This is a genomic window from Streptomyces sp. BYX5S (assembly GCF_054724165.1).
In genome coordinates this window covers 34,454-55,370 of sequence record NZ_CM138829.1, presented here as the reverse complement: position 1 = coordinate 55,370, position 20,917 = coordinate 34,454, and the positions used below count along the sequence as shown (strand labels likewise).

At 72.8% G+C, this 20,917-nt stretch carries 20 protein-coding genes; 8 read left to right on the top strand and 12 right to left on the bottom strand.

Going from position 1 to position 20,917, the window contains the following annotated elements:
- Positions 1–80 precede the first annotated feature (80 nt).
- From ACYBSK_RS00265 to pdhA, 3 genes are read right to left on the bottom strand one after another with little or no spacing between them, the layout of a single operon-like run.
- Positions 81–1,616, bottom strand: a complete 1,536-nt coding sequence (locus tag ACYBSK_RS00265) for a dihydrolipoamide acetyltransferase family protein (RefSeq protein ID WP_460244769.1) — start codon at positions 1,614–1,616, stop codon at positions 81–83.
- 14 nt (positions 1,617–1,630) lie between these two features.
- Positions 1,631–2,650 (bottom strand): alpha-ketoacid dehydrogenase subunit beta, encoded by a 1,020-nt coding sequence (locus tag ACYBSK_RS00260; RefSeq protein ID WP_460244768.1) that lies wholly within the window; start codon positions 2,648–2,650, stop codon positions 1,631–1,633.
- Positions 2,647–3,789 (bottom strand): pyruvate dehydrogenase (acetyl-transferring) E1 component subunit alpha, encoded by a 1,143-nt coding sequence (gene pdhA, locus ACYBSK_RS00255; RefSeq protein WP_460244767.1) that lies wholly within the window; start codon positions 3,787–3,789, stop codon positions 2,647–2,649. Before pdhA ends, ACYBSK_RS00260 begins: the two co-directional genes overlap by 4 nt.
- A 189-nt stretch (positions 3,790–3,978) precedes the next feature.
- Here pdhA and ACYBSK_RS00250 point away from each other — a divergent pair, with 189 nt between their 5' ends.
- Positions 3,979–4,473 carry an Lrp/AsnC family transcriptional regulator gene (locus ACYBSK_RS00250; RefSeq protein WP_457481615.1) on the top strand — a complete coding sequence of 165 codons (495 nt, stop codon included), beginning with the start codon at positions 3,979–3,981 and terminating at the stop codon, positions 4,471–4,473.
- A gap of 16 nt (positions 4,474–4,489) precedes the next feature.
- Here ACYBSK_RS00250 and ACYBSK_RS00245 read toward each other — a convergent pair whose 3' ends face one another.
- The gene (locus tag ACYBSK_RS00245; RefSeq protein ID WP_460244766.1) at positions 4,490–5,098 is read right to left on the bottom strand and encodes a TetR/AcrR family transcriptional regulator; all 609 of its coding nucleotides are present in this window, start codon (positions 5,096–5,098) and stop codon (positions 4,490–4,492) included.
- Positions 5,095–6,603, bottom strand: a complete 1,509-nt coding sequence (locus ACYBSK_RS00240) for a 3-hydroxyacyl-CoA dehydrogenase (protein ID WP_460244765.1) — start codon at positions 6,601–6,603, stop codon at positions 5,095–5,097. Before ACYBSK_RS00240 ends, ACYBSK_RS00245 begins: the two co-directional genes overlap by 4 nt.
- 239 nt (positions 6,604–6,842) lie before the next feature.
- Between ACYBSK_RS00240 and paaN the strand changes: the two genes are divergently transcribed.
- A complete protein-coding gene (gene paaN / locus ACYBSK_RS00235; protein WP_457474753.1) occupies positions 6,843–8,555 on the top strand; it encodes a phenylacetic acid degradation protein PaaN in 1,713 nt (570 codons plus the stop codon).
- A gap of 67 nt (positions 8,556–8,622) precedes the next feature.
- Here the strand turns inward: paaN and ACYBSK_RS00230 are convergent, their stop codons facing one another.
- The 3 genes from ACYBSK_RS00230 to ACYBSK_RS00220 are packed head-to-tail and all read right to left on the bottom strand — an operon-like array spanning position 8,623 to position 11,760.
- Positions 8,623–9,516 carry a TrmH family RNA methyltransferase gene (locus ACYBSK_RS00230; RefSeq protein ID WP_460244764.1) on the bottom strand — a complete coding sequence of 298 codons (894 nt, stop codon included), beginning with the start codon at positions 9,514–9,516 and terminating at the stop codon, positions 8,623–8,625.
- Positions 9,517–9,526: 10 nt separating this feature from the next.
- Positions 9,527–10,786, bottom strand: a complete 1,260-nt coding sequence (locus ACYBSK_RS00225; RefSeq protein WP_460244763.1) for an HTTM domain-containing protein — start codon at positions 10,784–10,786, stop codon at positions 9,527–9,529.
- Positions 10,783–11,760, bottom strand: coding sequence for a DUF5819 family protein (locus ACYBSK_RS00220; RefSeq protein WP_460244762.1), 978 nt, complete (start codon positions 11,758–11,760; stop codon positions 10,783–10,785). The genes ACYBSK_RS00225 and ACYBSK_RS00220 overlap by 4 nt, the downstream gene beginning before the upstream one ends.
- A gap of 303 nt (positions 11,761–12,063) precedes the next feature.
- Between ACYBSK_RS00220 and paaA the strand changes: the two genes are divergently transcribed.
- The 6 genes from paaA (at position 12,064) to ACYBSK_RS00190 (ending at position 17,166) form a co-directional block, all read left to right on the top strand.
- On the top strand, positions 12,064–13,077 hold the full coding sequence (gene paaA, locus ACYBSK_RS00215; RefSeq protein WP_460244761.1) for a 1,2-phenylacetyl-CoA epoxidase subunit PaaA: 1,014 nt from the start codon (positions 12,064–12,066) through the stop codon (positions 13,075–13,077).
- On the top strand, positions 13,074–13,415 hold the full coding sequence (paaB, locus tag ACYBSK_RS00210; RefSeq protein WP_460244760.1) for a 1,2-phenylacetyl-CoA epoxidase subunit PaaB: 342 nt from the start codon (positions 13,074–13,076) through the stop codon (positions 13,413–13,415). Before paaA ends, paaB begins: the two co-directional genes overlap by 4 nt.
- On the top strand, positions 13,412–14,161 hold the full coding sequence (gene paaC, locus ACYBSK_RS00205) for a 1,2-phenylacetyl-CoA epoxidase subunit PaaC (protein ID WP_460244758.1): 750 nt from the start codon (positions 13,412–13,414) through the stop codon (positions 14,159–14,161). Before paaB ends, paaC begins: the two co-directional genes overlap by 4 nt.
- Positions 14,155–14,769 carry a 1,2-phenylacetyl-CoA epoxidase subunit PaaD gene (gene paaD, locus ACYBSK_RS00200; RefSeq protein ID WP_457474746.1) on the top strand — a complete coding sequence of 205 codons (615 nt, stop codon included), beginning with the start codon at positions 14,155–14,157 and terminating at the stop codon, positions 14,767–14,769. The genes paaC and paaD overlap by 7 nt, the downstream gene beginning before the upstream one ends.
- Positions 14,769–15,890: a 1,2-phenylacetyl-CoA epoxidase subunit PaaE gene (gene paaE, locus ACYBSK_RS00195; RefSeq protein ID WP_457474745.1), complete on the top strand. Its 1,122-nt coding sequence runs from the start codon at positions 14,769–14,771 to the stop codon at positions 15,888–15,890. The genes paaD and paaE overlap by 1 nt, the downstream gene beginning before the upstream one ends.
- Before the next feature lie 133 nt (positions 15,891–16,023).
- Positions 16,024–17,166, top strand: coding sequence for an acyl-CoA dehydrogenase family protein (locus tag ACYBSK_RS00190; RefSeq protein WP_460244757.1), 1,143 nt, complete (start codon positions 16,024–16,026; stop codon positions 17,164–17,166).
- Positions 17,167–17,181: 15 nt separating this feature from the next.
- Here ACYBSK_RS00190 and ACYBSK_RS00185 read toward each other — a convergent pair whose 3' ends face one another.
- The 4 genes from ACYBSK_RS00185 to ACYBSK_RS00170 all read right to left on the bottom strand — a co-directional run bounded on the left by ACYBSK_RS00185 (position 17,182) and on the right by ACYBSK_RS00170 (position 20,784).
- Positions 17,182–17,529 carry a rhodanese-like domain-containing protein gene (locus tag ACYBSK_RS00185; RefSeq protein WP_457474743.1) on the bottom strand — a complete coding sequence of 116 codons (348 nt, stop codon included), beginning with the start codon at positions 17,527–17,529 and terminating at the stop codon, positions 17,182–17,184.
- A 75-nt stretch (positions 17,530–17,604) separates the two neighbouring features.
- Positions 17,605–18,435 carry a hypothetical protein gene (locus ACYBSK_RS00180; protein WP_457481614.1) on the bottom strand — a complete coding sequence of 277 codons (831 nt, stop codon included), beginning with the start codon at positions 18,433–18,435 and terminating at the stop codon, positions 17,605–17,607.
- Between the two features lie 251 nt (positions 18,436–18,686).
- Complete coding sequence (locus ACYBSK_RS00175) at positions 18,687–20,129, bottom strand: DUF2252 domain-containing protein (protein WP_460247179.1); 1,443 nt, start codon at positions 20,127–20,129, stop codon at positions 18,687–18,689.
- Positions 20,130–20,394: 265 nt separating this feature from the next.
- On the bottom strand, positions 20,395–20,784 hold the full coding sequence (locus tag ACYBSK_RS00170) for a winged helix-turn-helix transcriptional regulator (protein WP_460247178.1): 390 nt from the start codon (positions 20,782–20,784) through the stop codon (positions 20,395–20,397).
- Positions 20,785–20,917: the final 133 nt, after the last annotated feature.

The following is a 20,917-nucleotide window of genomic DNA, read 5'->3' as shown; positions in this document are numbered from 1 at the left end:
CCCCGAGTATGGGCGTACGGCCGATCAATGCCACCAGGCGGGCGGGCGATCTTTGCCACCCGCCGCGCCCGGCGCTCCGGTCACAGCGTGCGCAGCAGCACCGCCGGGTTCTCGACGCAGTCCGCGACGTACCGCAGGAAGCCGCCCGCCGTGCCGCCGTCGCACACCCGGTGGTCGAAGGTGAGCGAGAGCTGGACGACCTGGCGGACCGCCAACTCCCCCTCGTGCACCCACGGCTTGGCCGCGATGCGGCCGACGCCGAGCATGGCCGCCTCGGGGTGGTTGATGATCGGCGTCGAGCCGTCGACGCCGAACACGCCGTAGTTGTTCAACGTGAAGGTGCCGCCGGTGAGTTGCGAGGGCGACAGTGTCCCGCCCCGGGCCGCCTCGGTGAGCCGGGCGAACTCGGCGCTCAGCGATTCGGCGTCCCGCGCGTGGGCGTCCCGCACGACGGGCACGACCAGGCCGCGCTCGGTCTGCGCGGCGAACCCGAGGTGCACCTCGTCGAGCCGGACGATCTCGCGGCGCTCCGTGTCGACCCTGGCGTTCAGCTCCGGGTAGCGGGCCAGGGCCGCGGTGCAGATGCGGGCCAGCAGGGCCAGGACGGAGATCCTGGGTCCTGCGGAGGGCCCGGTCGCGGAATTCATCGCCACGCGCGCGTGCATGAGTTCCGTGGCGTCGGCGTCGACCCAGCAGGTCGCGTCGGGTATCTCGCGCCGGCTACGGGAGAGCTTGTCGGCCACGGCGCCGCGGATGCCGCGCAGGGGCGTGCGGTGCTCCTTCGGAGCGGGGGCCTGCGCGGGGGCCGGGTCGGGCGCGGGCGCGGCGTTCTCCACGTCGGCCCGGAGGATCAGCCCGTCGGGCCCGGACCCCGTCAGCGTTCTGAGGTCCACACCGCGGTCGCGGGCGAGCTTGCGGACGAGCGGAGAGATGACGGGCACGGGGCCCTCGGCGCGGTGGGCGCGTGCGGGGGCGGCGGTCGCGGCGAGTCCACCGCGTGCGGTGGTCGCGCCGTTCGCGGCGGGGGCCGTGGGGGCGGTGGACGCCGTGGTGGCGGACGCCGTGGTGGTGGCGGACGCCGTGGATGCGGCGTTCCCACCAGTCCCGCCGGTCCCGCCCGTCCCACTGGCTGCACCGGCCCCACCGGTGCCACCGGTCGCCGGGGGAGCCGCGGACGCGCCGTCCAGTGCCGCCTGCCGCACCCGCCTGCGCCTGGTCGGCGCGGCGGCGGTGCCGTACCCCACCAGCACGTTCCCCGACCGCTCCGCCTTCTCGGCCCTGCCGGACGCCTGCCGCACCGCCTGCGCGGACTCCTCGGCGACCGGCGCCGGCGCGGGGACGTCCGACAGGGGCACGTCCGAGGGCGACCGCACGCCGACGGCGACCGTCAACAGCGGCGCCCCGACCGGAAGTTCGCTGCCCTCGTCGCCGAAGCGGGCCGTGACCACGCCCTCGTACGGGCAGGGCACCTCGACCATCGCCTTGGCGGTCTCCACCTCGACGACCGGCTGGTCGACGGCGACGACGTCGCCGACCTTCACCAGCCACTGCACTATCTCCGCCTCGGTGAGACCCTCCCCGAGGTCGGGCAGCTTGAACTCGAGCACCTGCGCCATTGCCCCACCGTCCCTCACTGATCCCATTGCAGCCGCGCCACCGCGTCCAGCACCCGGTCCACTCCGGGCAGATGGTGCCGCTCCAGCATGGGCGGCGGATACGGAATGTCGAAACCGGCCACCCGCAGCACCGGCGCCTCCAGGTGGTGGAAGCAGCGCTCGGTCACGCGCGCGGCGATCTCCCCGCCGGGCCCGCCGAAGCCGCCCGACTCGTGCACGACGACCGCGCGTCCCGTGCGCCGGACGGACGCCGCGACCGTCGCGTCGTCGAACGGCACCAGCGAGCGCAGGTCGACCACTTCAAGATCCCACCCCTCCCCCCGGGCCGCCTCGGCCGCCTCCAGACAGACGGGGACGGACGGTCCGTACGTGAGCAGCGTGGCACTGGTGCCGGGGCGGCGAACCATTGCCGTTCCTATCGGAAGAACGTCTTCCGGCGCCTCGGGGTTCCAGGAATCCTTCGTCCAGTAAAGGCGCTTGGGCTCCAGGAAGACGACCGGGTCGTCGGAGGCGATGGACTGCCGCAGCAGCCCGTACGCGTCCGCGACCGTCGCCGGGGTGACGACGGTCAGCCCCGGCGTCGCCATGTAGTACGCCTCGGAGGAGTCGCTGTGGTGCTCGACGCCGCCGATCCCGCCGCCGTACGGCACCCGCACGGTGATGGGCAGCGGCATGGCGCCGCGCGTACGGTTCCGCATCCGCGCGACGTGCGAGATCAGCTGCTCGAAGGCCGGGTAGGCGAACGCGTCGAACTGCATCTCCACGACGGGCCGCAGCCCGTACATCGCCATGCCCACGGCGGTGCCGAGGATTCCCGCCTCGGCGAGCGGGGTGTCCGTGCAGCGGTCCTCGCCGAACTCCTTGGCGAGCCCGTCGGTGATCCGGAAGACACCGCCCAGGGTGCCCACGTCCTCGCCCATGACGTGCACGGTGGGGTCCTCGGCCATGGAGTCGCGCAGCGCGCGCCCGAGGGCCTGCGCCATGGTGGCGGGCTTGGTCCCCGGTGGCTGGGCCGACCGGGCCACGGTGGTCATTCCTGCTCCCCTTCCGCCTCGGCCTCCAGCTCGGCGCGCAGCAGCGCCGCCTGCTCCCGCAGTTGGGGCGTCGGCTCGGCGTACACGTCGCCGAACAGGTCCATCGGTTCGAGCGCCGGGTCCTGGTTCATGCGCTCGCGCAGCGCCGCCGCCTGCCGTTCCGCGTCGTCGCGCACGGCCTGGACGCCGGCCTCGTCGAGGAGGCCGCGCCCGGTCAGCTCCCGCTCCAGGAGCAGGATCGGGTCGTGCGCGCGCCACATCTCGACCTCGGCGTCGCTGCGGTAGCGCGTCGCGTCGTCGGCGTTCGTGTGCGCGTCCATCCGGTACGTGACGGCCTCGACCAGTGTCGGACCGCCGCCCCCGCGCGCACGGGCGACCGCTTCGCCGAGCACCTCGTGCAGCGCCGCGGCGTCGTTGCCGTCGACCAGGCGGCCCGGCATCCCGTACCCGACGGCCTTGTGGGCCAAGGACGGCGCCGCGGTCTGCTTGGCCAGCGGCACGGAGATGGCGAACCCGTTGTTCTGCACGAGGAAGACGACCGGCGCCTGCCACACGGCGGCGAAGTTCAGCGCCTCGTGGAAGTCGCCCTCACTGGTGCCGCCGTCGCCGACCATGGCGAGCGCCACCACATCGTCGCCCTTTAGTTGCGCGGCATGTGCGAGGCCCACAGCGTGCGGGAGCTGCGTCGCGAGCGGGGTGCACAACGGCGCGATGCGGTGCTCGCGCGGGTCGTACCCGGTGTGCCAGTCGCCGCGCAGCAGGGTCAGGGCCTGTACGGGGTCGAGGCCGCGGGCGACGGCGGCGAGGGTGTCGCGGTAGCTGGGGAAGAGCCAGTCGCGCTCCTGGAGGACGAGCGCCGCGGCGACCTCCGCGGCCTCCTGGCCGGTCGTCGACGGGTACACGGCGAGGCGGCCCTGCTTGGTCAGCGCGGTCGCCTGCGCGTTGTACCGGCGGCCGCGCACCACCTCCACGTACAGGCGGCGCAACAGCCCGGGGTCCACGTCGGCGGCGGCGTCCGTGCCCAGGACCCGGTGGGGCTCGGCGTCGGGCAGCAGCGGCGCGGGGTCCGTGCGGGGCTGCCAGGCGGGCGGCGGGACGGGCCTGCCCTCGCGCATGGCCCGCTGGTCCATGACCGTCATGACGGCACCTCCTCGTGGGAGCGGCTCGGAGGGCGCGTCGGGTGTGATGCGCCTCACCTACCGATTGTTCGGTCGACGGCACATTTTGGCTACAGGCACCTCCAGGCTGTGGACAATCGGTTCTCCACAGCCTGAGATGAATGCAGTACGTCCATGGTAGGGAGGCGGGGGCAGATGGCATCTGAACAAATGGCCGAAGGCTCCGGGGGCCCGGCCCCCGACCCCGCGGCCCGCCCGCTGGACGCCATCGACCGGGACATCCTCCAGCTGCTCCTCAAGGACGGCCGCGCGTCGATACGGTCCGTCGCCGAGCAGGTCCACGTGTCCCGGGCGAACGCCTACGCGCGCATCAACCGCCTCATCGAGGACCGCGTGATCCGAGGTTTCGGCGCCCGCGTCAACCACGAGCGGGCCGGTCAGGGCGCCTCCGCGTACATCACGCTCAAGATCGTCCAGAACACCTGGCGCACCGTGCGCGAGCAGCTGCGCAGGATGCCGGAGGCCTCGCACATCGCGCTGGTCAGCGGCGATTTCGATGTCCTGATCCTGGTGCACACGGAGGACAACCGGGCCCTGCGCGAACTGGTGCTCACCAAGCTCCAGGCCATCCCCGAGGTGCTCAGCACGCGCACGCTGCTGGTCTTCGAGGAGGAAGACCTCGAAGCGAGCACGCCGGACGCGTAGCCGCCGCCACGCCGTCTCAGGCGGCCTTGCGCAGCCCCTGGAACACCAACTCGACGACGGCGTCGGCCACTTCCCGGTCGCCGAGCCCGCCGCCGTCCGGCCGGTACCACTCCACCAGCGAGTTGATCATCCCGAACACGAGCCGGGTGGCGAGCCGCACCTCGATGTCACCGCGCACGTTCCCGTCGGCCGCGGCCGCCTTGAGCAGCTCGGCGACCTGGTGGTCGAACTCCCTGCGCCGCTCCATGGCCCACCGCTCGGTGTCGGTGTTGCCCCGCACCCGCAGCAGCAGCGTCACGTACGGCAGTTCGCCGGTGAGGACCTCGACCATGCGCCGGGTGACGTACTCCAGGCGCTCGATCGCCCGTCCCGCGCGCGCGGGCTGCTCGTCGAGGATGCCGAAGAGGCCGTCGAGCGCGCGGCTCACGGCGCGGCGCAGCAGCTCCTCCTTGCCCGTCACGTGGTGGTAGATGGACGACTTGGAGATGCCGGCGGCCTTGGACAGGTGCTCCATGGACGTGCCGTCGTAGCCGCGCTCGTTGAAGGCGGTGACCGCGACCGCGAGCAGGCTCTCGGGCGTGTAGGTGTCGCGGCGCGCGCCCGTGTCCCGTCGTGCGGTGGTCATGCGGAGCCCTCCGGCTTCTTGGTGTTGTACGAGTTCCTGAAGAGGGCGAGGGAGGGCGCGTGCCGCCCCGAGGGGTCGCGCTCGTGCAGCTCCTCCAGCACCCCGCAGGCCCAGCCGCGGCCGAGCCTGCGGCCCCACTCCAGCGGCCCGAGCGGGTAGTTGACGCCGAGGCGCATCGCGGTGTCGATGTCCTCCTCGGTGGCCACCCCGCGCGCGAGGGCGTCGTGCGCCAGGTCGACGATCCGCGCGACGGTGCGGGCCACGATCATGCCGGGCACGTCGCCGATGACGCTGACGTTCTTGCCGAGCGCCTGGAAGAGGCCGACCGCCTCCCGGAGGGTGCGCGGGTTGCCCTCCTGGCAGGTGGCCAGGGCGATCCGGGTGGCGTCGCGGTAGTCGAGGGCGAGGTCGAAGTAGACGACGTCACGGAACTCGACGGACGTCTGGCCGTCCGCCTGCACGAGCTGACCGCCGCTGGGCAGCACGATGCGCGTGCCCTTGTCCTCGTCCTCCTCGACGACCTCGATGCCCGCCTCGCGCATCATCGGGATCAGCTCGCCCGCGGACTCCAGGTCGCCCTCCACGGTCACGCGCGCGGGCGGCTCGGCCGGGCCCGCGGTGTGCGGCTCCGGCTGCTCCTCGCCGTCCCCGTACGCGTACCAGCCCTGGCCGGACTTGCGGCCCAGACGTCCGGCCTCCACCAGGCGGCGCTGGGCCAGCGAGGGCCGGAACTTCGCGTCCTGGAAGAAGCCCTCCCACACGGAGCGCGTCACGGCCTCGTTGACGTCCTGCCCGATCAGGTCGGTCAGTTCGAAGGGGCCCATCCGGAATCCGCCGCTCTCCCGCAGCACCGCGTCGATGGTGGCGGGGTCGGCGCCCTGCTCCTCGTACACGGCGAACGCCTCGGCATAGAAGGGCCGGGCGATCCGGTTGACCAGGAAGCCGGGGGTGTCCGCGCAGGCCACGGGGGTCTTGCCCCAGGCGCGGGCGGTCTCGTACGCGCGCGTGGCCGCGGTGAGGTCGGTGGCGGCGCCGGAGACGACCTCCACGAGCGGCATCAGCGGCGCCGGGTTGAAGAAGTGCAGCCCCACGAAGCGGCCGGGCCGGTTCAGGGCGCCACCGATCGCGGTGACGGACAAGGAGGAGGTGTTGGTGGCGAGGAGGCAGTCCTCCGCGACGACGTCCTCCAGCTCGCGGAACAGCTCCTGCTTGACGTCGAGTCGCTCCAGGACGGCCTCGACGACGAGCGTGGCGGGCGCCAACTCGCCGAGTGTCTGCGCCGGTTCGAGCCGGGCGACCGCCGCCGCGCGCTCCTCGGCGCGCATGCGGCCCTTCTCGACGAGCCGGTCGAGGCGCGCGGCGATCGACTCGGCGGCGCTCCTCGCCCGCCCCGGCACGGCGTCGTACAGCCTGACGGGATGCCCGGCGACGAGGGCGACCTGGGCGATGCCCTGGCCCATGGTGCCGGTACCGACCACGCCGACGAGGCGGTCATGTGCTGTCATGCACGTGATCCTCCCGCACCTCGCCCGGCCATGGGGTTCCGGGGCTCACCGGGACGGGCCCCGGCGGGTTTTCCACAGCTTTTCCGCGACCCCTTGTCCCGACCGATCGTTCGGTTACTCTAACTCTGTCGGTTCGTTCCTGCCCAGCCCAGCCACGCACAGTTCCGCCCAGTCCCGTCCAGTCCCGCCCAGCTCGCCGGCTCGACGAGGAGCCGCAGCCCAGGAGGAGTTGGTCCGCCATGGCCGCCGCCGAACTCACCGCGCACGACCTGATCGCCAAGCACCGGCCGACCCTCGACCAGGCGCTGGAAGCGATCCGCACGCGCGCGTACTGGTCCCCGCACCCCGAGCACCCCAAGGCGTACGGCGAGGGCGGAAGCCTGAGCATGCCCGAGGGCAAGGCCGCCTTCGACGCGCTGCTCGGCACCCGGCTCGACCTCGACCAGCCGGGCACGGACGACTTCGTGGGCGGTGAAGTCTCGCCGTACGGGATCGAGTTGGGCGTCACGTACCCGCACGCCGACATCGACGTACTGCTGCCGGCCATGCGCGCGGGCATGCGCGCGTGGCGCGAGGCGGGCGCCGAGGCGCGTGCGGTGACGTGCCTGGAGATCCTGGCCCGGATCAGCGCGCGCACGCACGAGATGGCGCACGCGGTCATGCACACCAGCGGCCAGGCCTTCATGATGGCGTTCCAGGCGGGCGGCCCGCACGCGCAGGACCGCGGCCTGGAGGCGGTGGCGTACGCGTACGCGGAGCAGGTCCGCACCCCGGACGCCGCGGAGTGGTCCAAGCCCCAGGGCAAGCGCGATCCCCTGTTCCTGAACAAGGAGTTCACGCCGGTGGGCCGCGGCGTCTCGCTGCTGATCGGCTGCAACACGTTCCCGACGTGGAACGGGTATCCGGGCCTGTTCGCCTCTCTCGCCACCGGCAACCCGGTCCTGGTGAAGCCGCACCCGCGCGCGGTGCTGCCCTTGGCGCTCACCGTGCGGGCGGCCCGCGAGGTCCTCGCCGAGGCGGGCTTCGACCCGAACCTGGTGGCGCTGGCCGCCGAGCGGCCCTCAGAGGGCATCGCCAAGACCCTGGCCGTACGCCCCGAAATCAAGATCATCGACTACACGGGGTCGACGGCCTTCGGCGACTGGCTGGAGGCCCACGCCCGGCAGGCACAGGTCTACACGGAGAAGGCCGGCGTCAACACGGTGGTGGTCGACTCGACCGACGACTACAAGGGCATGCTGGCCAACCTGGCGTTCTCGCTGTCCCTGTACAGCGGCCAGATGTGCACCACGCCGCAGAACATCCTGGTGCCGCGCGAAGGCATCACCACGGACGCGGGCCCGAAGACGTACGACGAGGTGGTGGCCGACCTCGCCCGGTCGGTCGGCGGCCTGCTCGGCGACGACGCACGGGCCAACGGGATCCTCGGCGCGCTGGTGAACCCGGACGTGAAGGCACGCCTCGACGCGGCGCCCGGTATCGGCGAAGTCGCCCTGCCCTCACGGGAGATCAGCAACCCGGACTTCCCGGACGCCGTGGTCCGGACACCGGTGATCGTGAAGCTGGACGGCGCGCGGAAGTACTGGGAGACGGCCGACGCGGAAGCCGCCTACATGAGCGAGTGCTTCGGCCCGGTCTCCTTCGCCGTCTCCGTCGACTCCTCCGACGACGCGGTGGAGCTCCTGCGGCGCACCGTGCGCGACAAGGGCGCCATGACGGTCGGCGCGTACACCACCTCCGAGGAGGTCGCCCGCGCCGTCGAGGAGGTCTGTCTGGAGGAGTGCGCCCAGCTCTCGCTCAACCTGACGGGCGGGGTGTACGTGAACCAGACGGCGGCGTTCTCCGACTTCCACGGCTCGGGCGGCAACCCGGCGGCGAACGCGGCCCTGTGCGACTCCGCGTTCGTGGCGAACCGCTTCCGGGTGGTGGAGGTGCGGCGCGAGGCCGCCTAAGGTCGTGAATCCGTATCAGGCGTGCGGCCGTGACGGCGGCTCGCTGCCCTGACGTCACGGCGTTCTTCTACTGAGGCGCGTTCGCGCTGTGCGCGCTCCAGTGGAAGAGCGTCATGCCGACGCTGGTGGCCAGGTTGTAGCTGGAGACCTGGGGCCGCATCGGCAGGGACACCAAGTGGTCGGCACGCGCGCGGAGTTCGGCGGAGAGGCCGCTGCGCTCGGAGCCGAAGGCCAGCAGGGCGTCGTCGGGGAGCTTCAGGCCGCGGATGTCCGCGCCTTCGGGGTCGAGCGCGTACAGCGGCCCGCTCGGCAGCTCGGCGACGTCGAGCCGCTCCACCGCGGTCGCGTAGTGCAGCCCGGCCCCGCCACGGACGACGGTGGGGTGCCAGGGATCGAGGCTGCCCGTGGTGACGACCCCGGTGGCGCCGTAGCCGGCGGCGAGGCGGATCACGGCGCCCGCGTTGCCGAGGTTGCGCGGGTTGTCGAGGACCACCACGGGTGTGCTGCGGGCGGAGCGCCCGAGGGCGGTCAGGTTGGCCTCCCGCGCGGGCCGCCCGGCGAGCGCGGCGACACCGGTGGGGTGCGGGCGCGCCACGAGCCCGCACAGCGCCTCGTCCGGCACCTCCACGAGGAGCCGCTCCAGCTCCGCCACGACATCGGGGGCGAGTTCCTCCGCCAGGGCGAGCGTGGCCCCCCGGTCGACGGCGAGCGCGACGGGGACGTCGGCACCGAACCGTACGGCGTGCTTGAGGGCGTGGAACCCGTCGAGCAGCACCGCCGCGTCCGCGAGCCGCCGCCAGGCGCGTACGGCCGTGTCGGCGCTCCGGGGAGCCTCGGGGCGGGGACCCTCGGGGAACCGCTCGTCCCGCGTGCCGCCCGCGTCGCCCATGAGGCCCGTTCCGTCCACGCTCCCGGTGCCGTCCGTACCGCCCGTACCGTTCGCCGTACTCGTCCCGTTCACGCCAGGAAGCCTACGTGCGCACGACCGGCTGCTCCGCCGCCGACGTCTCGCCGCCCGCCCGGTCGGGCGGTGCGGGCAGCTCGCCCTCGGGCACCAGCGCCTCCTCCTTGGCGCCCCTCGCGGCCGGAAAAACGCGACTACGCGCGCGTGCCGCCCAGCCACCGACGCGCAACAGGAAGGACGTCGGCAGGAAGACGGCGTCCGCGGCGATCATCGCGAGCGAGAAGAAGGGCAGGCCGAGCAGGACGGCGATGGCCGCGTGCTCCAGCATCATGAACACCAGCAGGACGTTCTTGAGGCGCCGGTTGAAGACGGTGAACGGGAAGGCGACCTGCACGGCCACGGTCGCGTACGTCACGAGCAGCACCATCGGGCCGTACGAGCTCAGCAGGTCGCCCAGGGCGGGCCAGGGCGAGAAGTAGTCCAGGTGGAGCGGGTAGTAGACGGCGGTGCCGTCCTGCCAGCGGCTCCCCTGGATCTTGTACCAGCCCGCCGTCGCGTAGATCAGGCACGCCTCGACCATGATCACGAGCAGCGCCGCGTTGTGCAGCAGGTTGGCGACGACGTCGCACAGCCGGCGGGAGTCGTCTCGCGTGGTGCGGGGGTTCTCGCCGGTCGTGGTGCGCTGGTTCACCGACCACCACACGCCCTGGGACGCCCACAGCGCCCAGAAGAAGAGCAGCCATCCGCCGCTCGCCTTCCCCGTGAAGGTGAGCGCCGCGAGGACGAGCCCCATGACCCACCACAGCACCGTCCCGAGCCGGTCGTCGGCTCCCCGCCGCGCCCGCCGGGCGTCCAGCGACCAGACCTGCCCGCACCGCGTGAAGACCAGGTAGATCGACATGAGGTGGATGACGTTGTCGCCGCCGTCCCCCATGAAGACGCTGCGGTTCTGCAGGGACAGCACGCCGATCATGAACAGGACCGACATGGTGCGGGTGCGCCAGCCCAGCATCAGCAGCGCGGACGACAGGACGCCGAGCAGGTAGACGAACTCGAACCAGCCCTGTCCGTCGGACCACAGGAGCGCGGTGAACGCGTGGTTGTCGTCGACGAGTTGCTGCGCCATGCCCCAGCCCCACGGGCTGTCGGGACCGTACAGCTCCTGGCGGTGCGGGAACTCGCGCAGCAGGAACAGCAGCCAGGTCGCGGAGAACCCGATGCGGATCACGGCGCTCTGGTACGGGGCGAGGGCGGACGCGGAGATCCACTGGAGGCCGTCGCCGAGCCTCTGCCCCAGCCGGCTCAGGGGGTGCGTGCTGCTGCTCATCGGTCCTCACCCGCCGGGGCCTGCACGCGCGTGGCGGTGTCGAGCGGCGCGTCGTTCGAGGTGACCGTCCACCACGGCACCTGCCGGTACACCGGCTTCTGGTCCACCTTCTCGTCACTCCACTTCGGGGGCTCGACCATGGTCGTCTTCGAGCGGATCTGGACGCGCTCGAGCGTCTCGTCCTTCTCCGCGACGCCGAGCCGGTCGAGGCGCATCACGAGGATGCGGCGCAGGTACTGCTCGGACAGCGTCCCGCGCAGGCCGTTCGGCCGGTTCCGCGCGTCGTGGGTGCCCGTGTAGACGTCCCAGGCGCGGCGCAGCTCGTTCTGCTGGGTGTGGCTGGGCAGGAGGTTCCCGTCGATGGCGGCGCCGTCCCGCGCGGACAGGTCGTACCATCGGCTCGCCCGCAGCTCACCGTCGGGCGTGCGCACTTCGGCGCGGGCCTGCACGGCGATGTTCTGCTGCAACGGGTTGGGGGCGAACAGCTTCCAGTTCTGCTCGAACTCCGGATAGACCCACGCGCCGACGAGTTCGCCGTGCCGCTTGGTGATCGTGTTCGACGGCGCGACGTGCAGGAACACCATCAGGATGTGGACGCCGGTGACGAGCGCGATGCCGAGAAGCGCGAACACGGCGGTCATCCGGTAGCCGGGGGAGAGCCCCGCGAGCCCTTGCCGCTGATGCCCTTGATGCCGTTGCGCTCCGGAGGGCTCGGACACGTCGGACGGCTCGGACCCACCCGTCCGCTCGGACTCCTCGGACCGCTCGACCCGCTCGGACACGTCGGACCGCTCGGACCCACCCGCCCGCTCGGACACGTCGGACCGCTCGGACCCATCCGTCCGCTCGGAGCCACCGGATCCACCGGAGCTCTCGGACCGCTCGGTCGCATCGGGTACGCGGGGGCGCGGCGGAGCCGACGGGTCCGTCGTCAGCCGGGCGCCCTCGTCCGCGGCGCCTGCTTCTGTCTCCATCGGTGCTCCCCGATCCCGATCCTGATCCGATCCGGCCGCGCCGGTCCACCGTCCGATCCGCTGCGCGGCACCCCGCCGCCGAACCGATTCCGCGCCGCCATCCCCGTGGGGGCGACGCATCGGAACGGTACTGGGGAGCGCCCGCACGGCACAGGCGTCCGAGGTTATCCACAGGCCGACTGCACAGGGTTGACACCTTACGGCGCCGAGACCCACCATTGAATCCGACGAACCGAACGATCGGTCGGGAGCTGATGGGTCCCCGCGCCGATCACGGGCACCCAAGGTCGAGGGGGACCGGGCATGGCGACAGCAACCCCGCAGCACCGCGAGGCCGCAGCACGGGCGGACGGCACCGCCGGGTTCGGCGACGCCGCGTTCCAGGCCGTCTTCGACGCGGCGGTGGCGGCGGACGAGCGCATCGAGCCCCGCGACTGGATGCCCGGCGCCTACCGCGCCACGCTCGTGCGCCAGATCGCCCAGCACGCCCACTCCGAGATCATCGGCATGCAGCCGGAGGCGAACTGGATCACGCGCGCCCCGTCCCTGCGCCGCAAGGCGATCCTGATGGCGAAGGTCCAGGACGAGGCGGGCCACGGCCTGTACCTCTACAGCGCGGCGGAGACCCTCGGCACCGGCCGCGACGAGCTGCTCGACAAGCTGCACAGCGGCCGCCAGAAGTACTCCTCGATCTTCAACTACCCCACGCTGACCTGGGCCGACGTCGGAGCGATCGGCTGGCTCGTGGACGGCGCCGCGATCACCAACCAGGTGCCGCTGTGCCGCTGCTCGTACGGTCCGTACGCGCGCGCGATGGTGCGGATCTGCAAGGAGGAGTCCTTCCACCAGCGCCAGGGGTACGAGCTGCTGCTCGCGCTCAGCCGCGGCACCGAGGCGCAGCACGCGATGGCGCAGGACGCGGTGGACCGCTGGTGGTGGCCGTCGCTGATGATGTTCGGCCCGCCCGACGACGAGTCGGCGCACTCCGCGCAGTCCATGGAGTGGAAGATCAAGCGCCACTCCAACGACGAGCTGCGCCAGCGCTTCGTCGACATCTGCGTCCCCCAGGCCGCGTCCCTCGGCCTCACGCTCCCCGACCCGGAGCTGAAGTGGAACGAGGCGCGGGGGCAGCACGACTTCGGGCCGATCGACTGGTCGGAGTTCAAGGCGGTCCTGAAAGGCAACGGGCCGTGCAACGAACAGCGCATCACGCAGCGCAGGCGCGCCCACGACGAGGGCGCCTGGGTGCGCGAGGCCGCCGCGGCCCACGCGGCCAAGCACGCCACCACGGCAACGGGAGAAGGCAGGGCGGCATGAGCGACACCCCGAACAGCGCCACCGGCACCGGCACGGCCACCGGTAGCGCCTCCGGCACCGCGGACTGGCCCCTGTGGGAGGTCTTCGTGCGCTCCCGCCGCGGCCTCTCCCACACTCACGCCGGCAGCCTGCACGCCCCGGACGCGGAGCTGGCGCTGCGCAACGCGCGGGACCTCTACACCCGCCGCGGCGAGGGCGTCTCCCTGTGGGTCGTACCGTCCGCGGCGATCACCGCCTCCTCGCCGGACGAGAAGGACCCGTTCTTCGAACCCGCCGCCGACAAGCCGTACCGGCACCCGACGTTCTACGAGATCCCGGAAGGGGTGAAGCACCTGTGACGCGGCCCGTACAGCAGACGGACGGCACGCCGGGTACGGACACGGCGGCGGCCGCCCTCGCCCTCGGCGACGACGCCCTGGTGCTCTCGCACCGTCTGGGGGAGTGGGCGGGCCACGCCCCCGTCCTCGAAGAGGAGGTCGCCCTCGCGAACATCGCCCTCGACCTGCTCGGCCAGGCCCGCGTGCTGCTGAGCATGGTCGGCGACGAGGACGAGCTGGCGTACCTGCGCGAGGAGCGCGCCTTCCGCAATCTGCAACTCGTCGAGCAACCGAACGGCGACTTCGCCCACACCATCGCCCGCCAGCTCTACTTCTCGACCTACCAGCAGCTCCTCTACGCCCAACTGGCGGACGGCGAGTCCGAGTTCGCACCCTTGGCCGCCAAGGCGGTCAAGGAGGTCGCCTACCACCAGGACCACGCCCGGCAGTGGACGCTCCGCCTCGGTGACGGCACAGACGAGAGCCGTACGCGGATGCAGCGCGCGGTCGACGCGCTCTGGCGCCACACCGGCGAGATGTTCCAGCCCGTCCCCGGCCTGGACGTCAACACCGAGGACCTGCGAGCGGGTTGGACGGCGACCGTGACCGCCACGCTGCGCGAGGCGACGCTGACCGTGCCCGAAGGCCCGCAGCTGGGCGCGTGGAGCGCCGGAGCCGGACGCCAGGGCCTGCACACCGAACCCTTCGGCCGGATGCTCGCCGAGATGCAGCACCTGCACCGCAGCCACCCGGGGGCGACATGGTGACCACGGCGAAAATCCCCGAGACACCCGAAACGCCCGAGGCGCCCGAGACGGCCAAGGCCCCGCAGCCCTCGCAGGAAACCCCTCTCGAAGCGGAGCTGCGCAAGCTGGCCGGTTCCGTGCCCGACCCCGAGCTGCCGGTCCTGAACCTGGAGGAGCTGGGCGTACTGCGCGCCGTGCACACGCACGGACCCGGCCGCGTCGAGGTCGAGCTGAGCCCCACGTACACGGGGTGCCCCGCCATCGAGACCATGTCGGCCGACATCGAGCGGGTGCTGCACGAGCACGGCATACCCGAGGTCGTCGTCCGCCCGGTGCTCGCCCCGGCCTGGTCGACGGACGACATCACGCCCGAAGGCCGCCGCAAGCTGCGGGAGTTCGGCATCGCCCCACCCCGGACGACGCGCGAACCCGCGGGCCCGGTCGCCGTCCCCCTGAGCCCCACCCGGCACGCGTCCGAACCGGCCGCCCCTCCGCCGCAAGCCCTCGTCTGCCCGCTCTGCGGGTCGACGGAGACCGAACAGCTGAGCCGGTTCTCCTCCACCGCCTGCAAGGCGCTGCGCCGCTGCCTGTCCTGCCGCGAACCGTTCGACCACTTCAAGGAGTTGTGATGGCGCACGACGGGGGACGGGCCCGCTTCCACCGGCTCAACGTCACGGCGGTCGACCGGCTCACCGACGACTCCGTGGCCCTGACCTTCGCCGTACCGCGGGAGCTGCGCGAGGCCTACCGCTTCACGCCGGGCCAGCACCTCGCCCTGCGCCGCACGGTGGACGGCGCGGAGATCCGGCGCACGTACTCGATCTGCTCGACCGCCCCGGCCGACCGCGCGCCCCGCAGCCTCCGGGTAGGCGTACGCCTGGTCGACGACGGCGCCTTCTCCACGTACGCGCACAAGGAGATCGCCGTCGGCGACGAGCTGGAGGTCATGACACCGGCCGGCCGCTTCACCCTCGACCCGACCCCGGGCACCGCCCCCGGAGCCACCACCGCGAGCGCCCCCGTCACCGGGCACTACGCGGCCGTGGTCGGCGGCAGCGGCATCACACCCGTGCTGTCCATCGCCGGCACGCTCCTGGAGCGGGCGCCGACCGCGCGGTTCTGCCTGATACGCAGCGACCGCGGCACCGCCTCCACGATGTTCCTGGAGGAGGTCGCCGACCTGAAGGACCGCTACCCCGACCGGTTCCAGCTGGTCACCGTGCTCTCCCGGGAGGAACAGCAGGCGGGCCTGGCATCCGGCCGCCTCGACCAGGAGCGGCTCGCCGCGCTCCTTCCGGCGCTGCTGCCGGTGGAACGGGTGGCGGGCTGGTACCTGTGCGGGCCGTACGGGCTCGTGCAGGGGGCCGAGCGGGCACTGCGCGCGCTGGGTGTGCGGCGCGAGCGGGTCCACGAGGAGATCTTCCACGTCGACGAGGGACCGGCCCCGGCCCGGAACCGGCAGGCCGCGCCCGCGCACAGCACCGTGACCGCGCAGCTCGACGGCCGCTCGGGGACCTGGCCCGTGGCGGACGGCGAGTCCCTCCTGGAGACCGTGCTGCGGGGCCGGCCGGACGCGCCGTACGCCTGCAAGGGCGGCGTCTGCGGGACCTGCCGCGCGTTCCTGGTCTCGGGCTCCGTCCGCATGGACCGGAACTTCGCGCTGGAGGCCGAGGAGACCGAGGCGGGCTATGTGCTGGCCTGTCAGTCCCGTCCGACCACGGAGAAGGTGGAGCTGGACTTCGACCGCTGAGCCGAGACCACCGGGCACGTGGGCCCGCGCCCGCTGTTCCCTTCTCGTAGAACCTGTTCTATCTTGACGCCCCGTCAGATCGCGCGACGCGGCGTCGGCACACCAGGCAGGGCGGGAACGGGAGGCAGGGCCAGTGGACTTCACCTTCTCCGAGGAGCAGCAGGCGGCCGTCGAGGCGGCGAAAGCGGTGTTCGGGCCGGTCGCGCCCGACGGCGTGCCCAGCCCCTCGCTCACCTCCGGCGCGGTCGCCGAGGACTTCGACCGGCCGCTGTGGTCGAAGGCCGCCGACGCCGACCTGCTCAGCCTTCTGCTCGCGCCGGAACACGGCGGAGCGGGGCTCGACGCCGTCGCGCTCTGCCTGGTGCTGCGCGAATCGGCGAAGGTCCTCGCCCGGCTCCCGCTCCTGGAGCACTGCGCGGCCACGACCGCCGTACAGGCCCATGGCACGGAGGAGTTGCGGCGGGAGATCCTCCCCCGCGCCGGGCGCGGCGAGCTCGTGCTGACAGTCGCCTCCGCGGGCCGCACCGGACACGACCCGGCCGAACTCGCCGTCACCGCACGCCGCGAGGGCGAGAGCTGGGTGCTCGACGGCGCCCAGACCGCCGTGCCGTGGGCCTACGGCGCCGACCTGATCCTCGTCCCGGCGCACGTCGGCGAGGGCGAAGCGGTCCTCGCGGTGCTCCCCGGCCCCGCCGGCGAGCTGCCGGGGCTCGCGTTCGCCGAGCAGATAGCGACGACCGGTGAGCGCCAGGCCGAGCTGCGGCTCGACGGCGCCCGCGTCGAGGCGCGCCACGTCGTCGACGACGCCAGCGCCTGGCCGCGCCTGCGCGACCTGCTCGCCACCGGCACCTGCGCGCTCGCGCTCGGCCTCGGCGAGGGCGTCCTCGCGATGACCAGTGACTACGCGGGCAAGCGCGAGCAGTTCGGCCACCCCATCGCCACGTTCCAGGCCGTGGCCGTGCAGGCAGCCGACCGGTACATCGACCTGCGCGCCATGGAGGCCACCCTCTGGCAGGCGGCCTGGCGGATCAGCAGCGAGGCGAACGGCCCGCTGCCGGTCGCGGGTGATGTGGCGGTCGCCAAGACCTGGGCGTCCGACGGCGTGCGCCGCGTCGTACAGACCGCGCAGCACCTGCACGGCGGCTTCGGCGCGGACACGGACTACCCGCTGCACCGCTATCACGCGTGGGCCAAGTACCTGGAGCTCTCGCTCGGCCCGGCCGCCGCCCACGAGGAGGCCCTCGGCGACCTGCTCGCCGCCCACCCCCTCGGCTGACCCGCGAGAGCGCGACTACACGACGGCGCCGGGCTGTCCCTTGTCGTCGACGACGGGGCGGCCGGCGGCCTCCCAGGACTGCATGCCGCCCGCGACGTTCACCGCGTCGACACCCTGCTGGAGCAGATACTGCGTCACCTGCGCGGAACGGCCGCCGACCCGGCAGAGCACGTGGACGCGGCCGTCCTGCGGCGCCGCCTCGGTCAGCTCGCCGTAGCGGGCGACGAACTCGCTCATCGGAATGTGCAGCGCACCGGCGGCGTGACCCGCCTGCCACTCGTCGTCCTCACGGACGTCGAGGAGAAAGTCCTTCTCCTTGAGCTCGTCGACACCGACCGTGGGCACACCAGAACCGAAAACCATGCCCTTGACGCTACCCCCTCGGACCCCGCCGCCCGCCACCACGGGTCGGCTCACCAGGCGTCAGCGCACCGGGCGTCAGGAAGCGGTCAACCGCTCCAGCTCGGCCTCGCGCTCGGCGACCTGCGCCAACAGCTTCTCGGCGATCTCGTCGAGCAGGGTGTCCGGATCGTCGGGAGCCATCCGCAGCATCGAGCCGATCGCGCTCTCCTCCAGCTCCTGCGCCACCGCCGTGAGCAGTTCCTTGCGCTGCGCCAGCCACTCCAGGCGGGCGTACAGCTCGTCGCTCTCCGTCGGCTGCTGCTCGGGCGGCTTGGGGCCCGCGGCCCACTCCTCGGCCAGCTCGCGCAGCAACGCCTCGTCACCACGGCCGTACGCCGCGTTCACCCGGGAGATGAACTCGTCGCGGCGCTCCCGCTCCCGCTCGTCCTGCGCCAGATCCGGGTGCGCCTTGCGGGCCAGCTCGCGGTAGAGCTTGCGCGCCTCGTCGCTGGGCCGCACCCGCTGCGGCGGCCGCACCGGCTGGTCGGTCAGCATCGCGGAGGCCTCGGGGAACAGCCCGTCCCCGTCCATCCACCCGTGGAACAGCTCCTCGACGCCCGGCATCGGCATGACCCGCGCCCGCGCCTCGTCGGCCTTGCGGCGGTCCTCCGGATCACCGGTGCGGGCCGCCGTCGCCTCCGCGATCAGCGCCTCCAGCTCGTCGAGCCGGGTGTACATGGGCCCGAGCTTCTGGTGGTGCAGCCGCGAGAAGTTCTCCACCTCGACCCGGAAGGTCTCCACTGCGATCTCGAACTCGATCAGCGCCTGCTCGGCGGCGCGCACCGCCCGCTCCAGGCGCTCCTCGGGCCGGGCCGCGGCCTGCTCGGCGGCCCGCTGTTCGGCCCGCTCGCCCAGGCGCTCCTTCAGACGGTCCTTGAGGTGCTGCCGAGGCTCGCCCTCCGGCCGCCCTGCCACATCGTCGGTCTCCGGGGTCGTCACCCGACCAGCGTAGGGCACACCTTCGACCCCACCCGGACCGGCGGGCTCCCCCGCACGGCCACGGTCGCGGGGAAGCACCACGGCCCACGGTCGCGGGGAAGCACCACGGCACAGCCAAGGGCCTCAGCCCGCACCGCGACCGCGCACACCCACGGGCCCCCGCCTCGGCCGGGACTCCCTCACACCCCCGCCTCGGCCGCCACCCGCCCCTCCCGCACGGCCCGGACCAGTTCGGCGTGGTCCGCCTCCGTGCGGTCCGCGTAGGCCACGGCGAACGCGGCGACGGCCTCGTCCAGTTCCTCGTTCTTGCCGCAGTAGCCGGCGACCAGGCGCGGGTCGGCGCTGTGGGCGTGGGCACGGGCGAGCAGCGCGCCGGTCATCCGGGCGTAGTCGTCGATCTGGTCGGCGGCGAGGGCGGCCGGGTCGACGCTGCCCTTGCGGTTCCTGAACTGCCGCACCTGGAAGGGCCGCTCGTCGACCGTGGTCCACCCCAGCAGGATGTCGCTGACGACCTGCATGCGCTTCTGCCCGAGCACCACCCGCCGCCCTTCGTGCTCCACCGGCGCCGCCGCGAATCCGGCCGCCGGCAGGTGCGGAAGCAGCGCCGACGGCCGCGCCTCCTTCACTTGCAGCACGAGCGCCTCGCCCCGGTGGTCGAGGAGCAGCACCACATACGACCGAGTGCCCACGCTCCCGGTGCCGACGACGCGGAACGCCACGTCGTGGATCGCATACCGCGCGAGCAGCGGCAGCCGGTCCTCGGACAGGGTGTCCAGATACGGTCCCAGCGCACCCGCGACGGCCGCGGCCTCCGGCTCGGGCACGGACCGCAGGACGGGCGGCGCGTCCACGAACCGTCGTCCGCCGCCCTCCAGGCTTTCCGTGGACCGGGCCGCGAACCGCCCGCTGGTGTTCCGGCTGGCCTTCTCGGAGACGCGTTCCAGGGTGCCGAGCAGGTCGTGGGCGTCGGTGTGGGAGACGAGCTCCTCGTCGGCTATCGCGTTCCACGCCTCCAGGGCGGGGAGCTTGGCGAGGAGCCGCATGGTGCGCCGGTAGGCGCCAACGGCGTCGTGGGCGGCCTCCCGGCAGGTGTCCTCGTCGGCCCCCGCCTCCCGCCCGGCGAGGACGAGGGACGTGGCGAGCCGCTTCAGGTCCCACTCCCAGGGCCCGCGGACCGTCTCGTCGAAGTCGTTGAGGTCCATGACGAGGCCGCCGCGGGCGTCCGCGTACAGGCCGAAGTTGGCGGCGTGCGCGTCCCCGCATATCTGGGCGCCGATGCCGGTCACCGGCGTGCGCGCCAGGTCGTAGGCCATGAGGCCCGCGGAGCCGCGCAGGAACGCGAAGGGGGTGGCGGCCATGCGTCCGACGCGTATCGGGGTGAGTCCGGGGATCCGGCCGCGGTTGGACTCCTCGACGGCGGCCACCCCGTCGGGCCGGTCGCTGCCGAGCGCGAAGTCCCGGTGGGCGCTGCGCGGCACCTTCTCCCGCAGTGCCTTGCCGGCCGCCTTCGGCGAGCGGCCCTCCTCGGCCGCGGCCGCCGCGAAGCCAGGCACCCGCGGCAGCCGCCCCGCCCCGGCCCCGCCGCCCGACTCCGGCGCCCCGCCCTGCCGCGGCACCACCACGTGATCCGCCCCACCCACGACTGCGCCCACGACCGACCGCCTCCCCCGTGCCCTGTACTGCGTACTCCGTATGTGATCGGTCACGACCGTACCGCCGGGCCGGAAAACCCGTCAGGGCCTGTGGAAAACCCTCAGCACGCTCACACGTCGCTCACCCACCAGGCACCCGCCCACGCAGCCACGAGCCACCCGGCCCCCTCACCCACGAGCCACCCGGCCACTCACCCCACGAGACCCGGCCGCCCCGCACCCCCGGAGGGAAACGTCACTTCCGGAACTCCTCCGGACACGTCCCGCCCTCGGCCCCCAGATACTTCCCGGCCCAGTCCCCCAGCTCCCGCAACGCGGGCTGCAACGCCGCCCCCGCCGCCGACAGCCGGTACGAGACCCGCAACGGCGGTCCCTCGTCGACCTCGCGGACGACGAGTCCCGCCCCGCCGAGTTCGGTCAGCCGGTCGGAGAGCATCCGTTCGCTGATGCCGGGAATGGCCCGGCGCAGGTCCGCGAAGTGCCTCGGTCCGCCCATCAGGACGGACACGATCAGCCCGGTCCACCGCTTGCCCAGCAGCCCGAAGACGCGCGTCATGCCGATGTCGACCGTCGAACACCTCTGGGGTTCGTGGGTCGCGGCGGCTCCCGCACACGCCTCGTTCATGTCTTCCCCGTTGCCCACCATGCCTCCAGGGTACTGCGTTCTCGTATGCAGGTGAAAAAAAGTAAGCACCTATGCTATTACTAGTTACATACTCAATTACCGCGCCCTCCACCCCCGCCGGGCGCCTCAACCC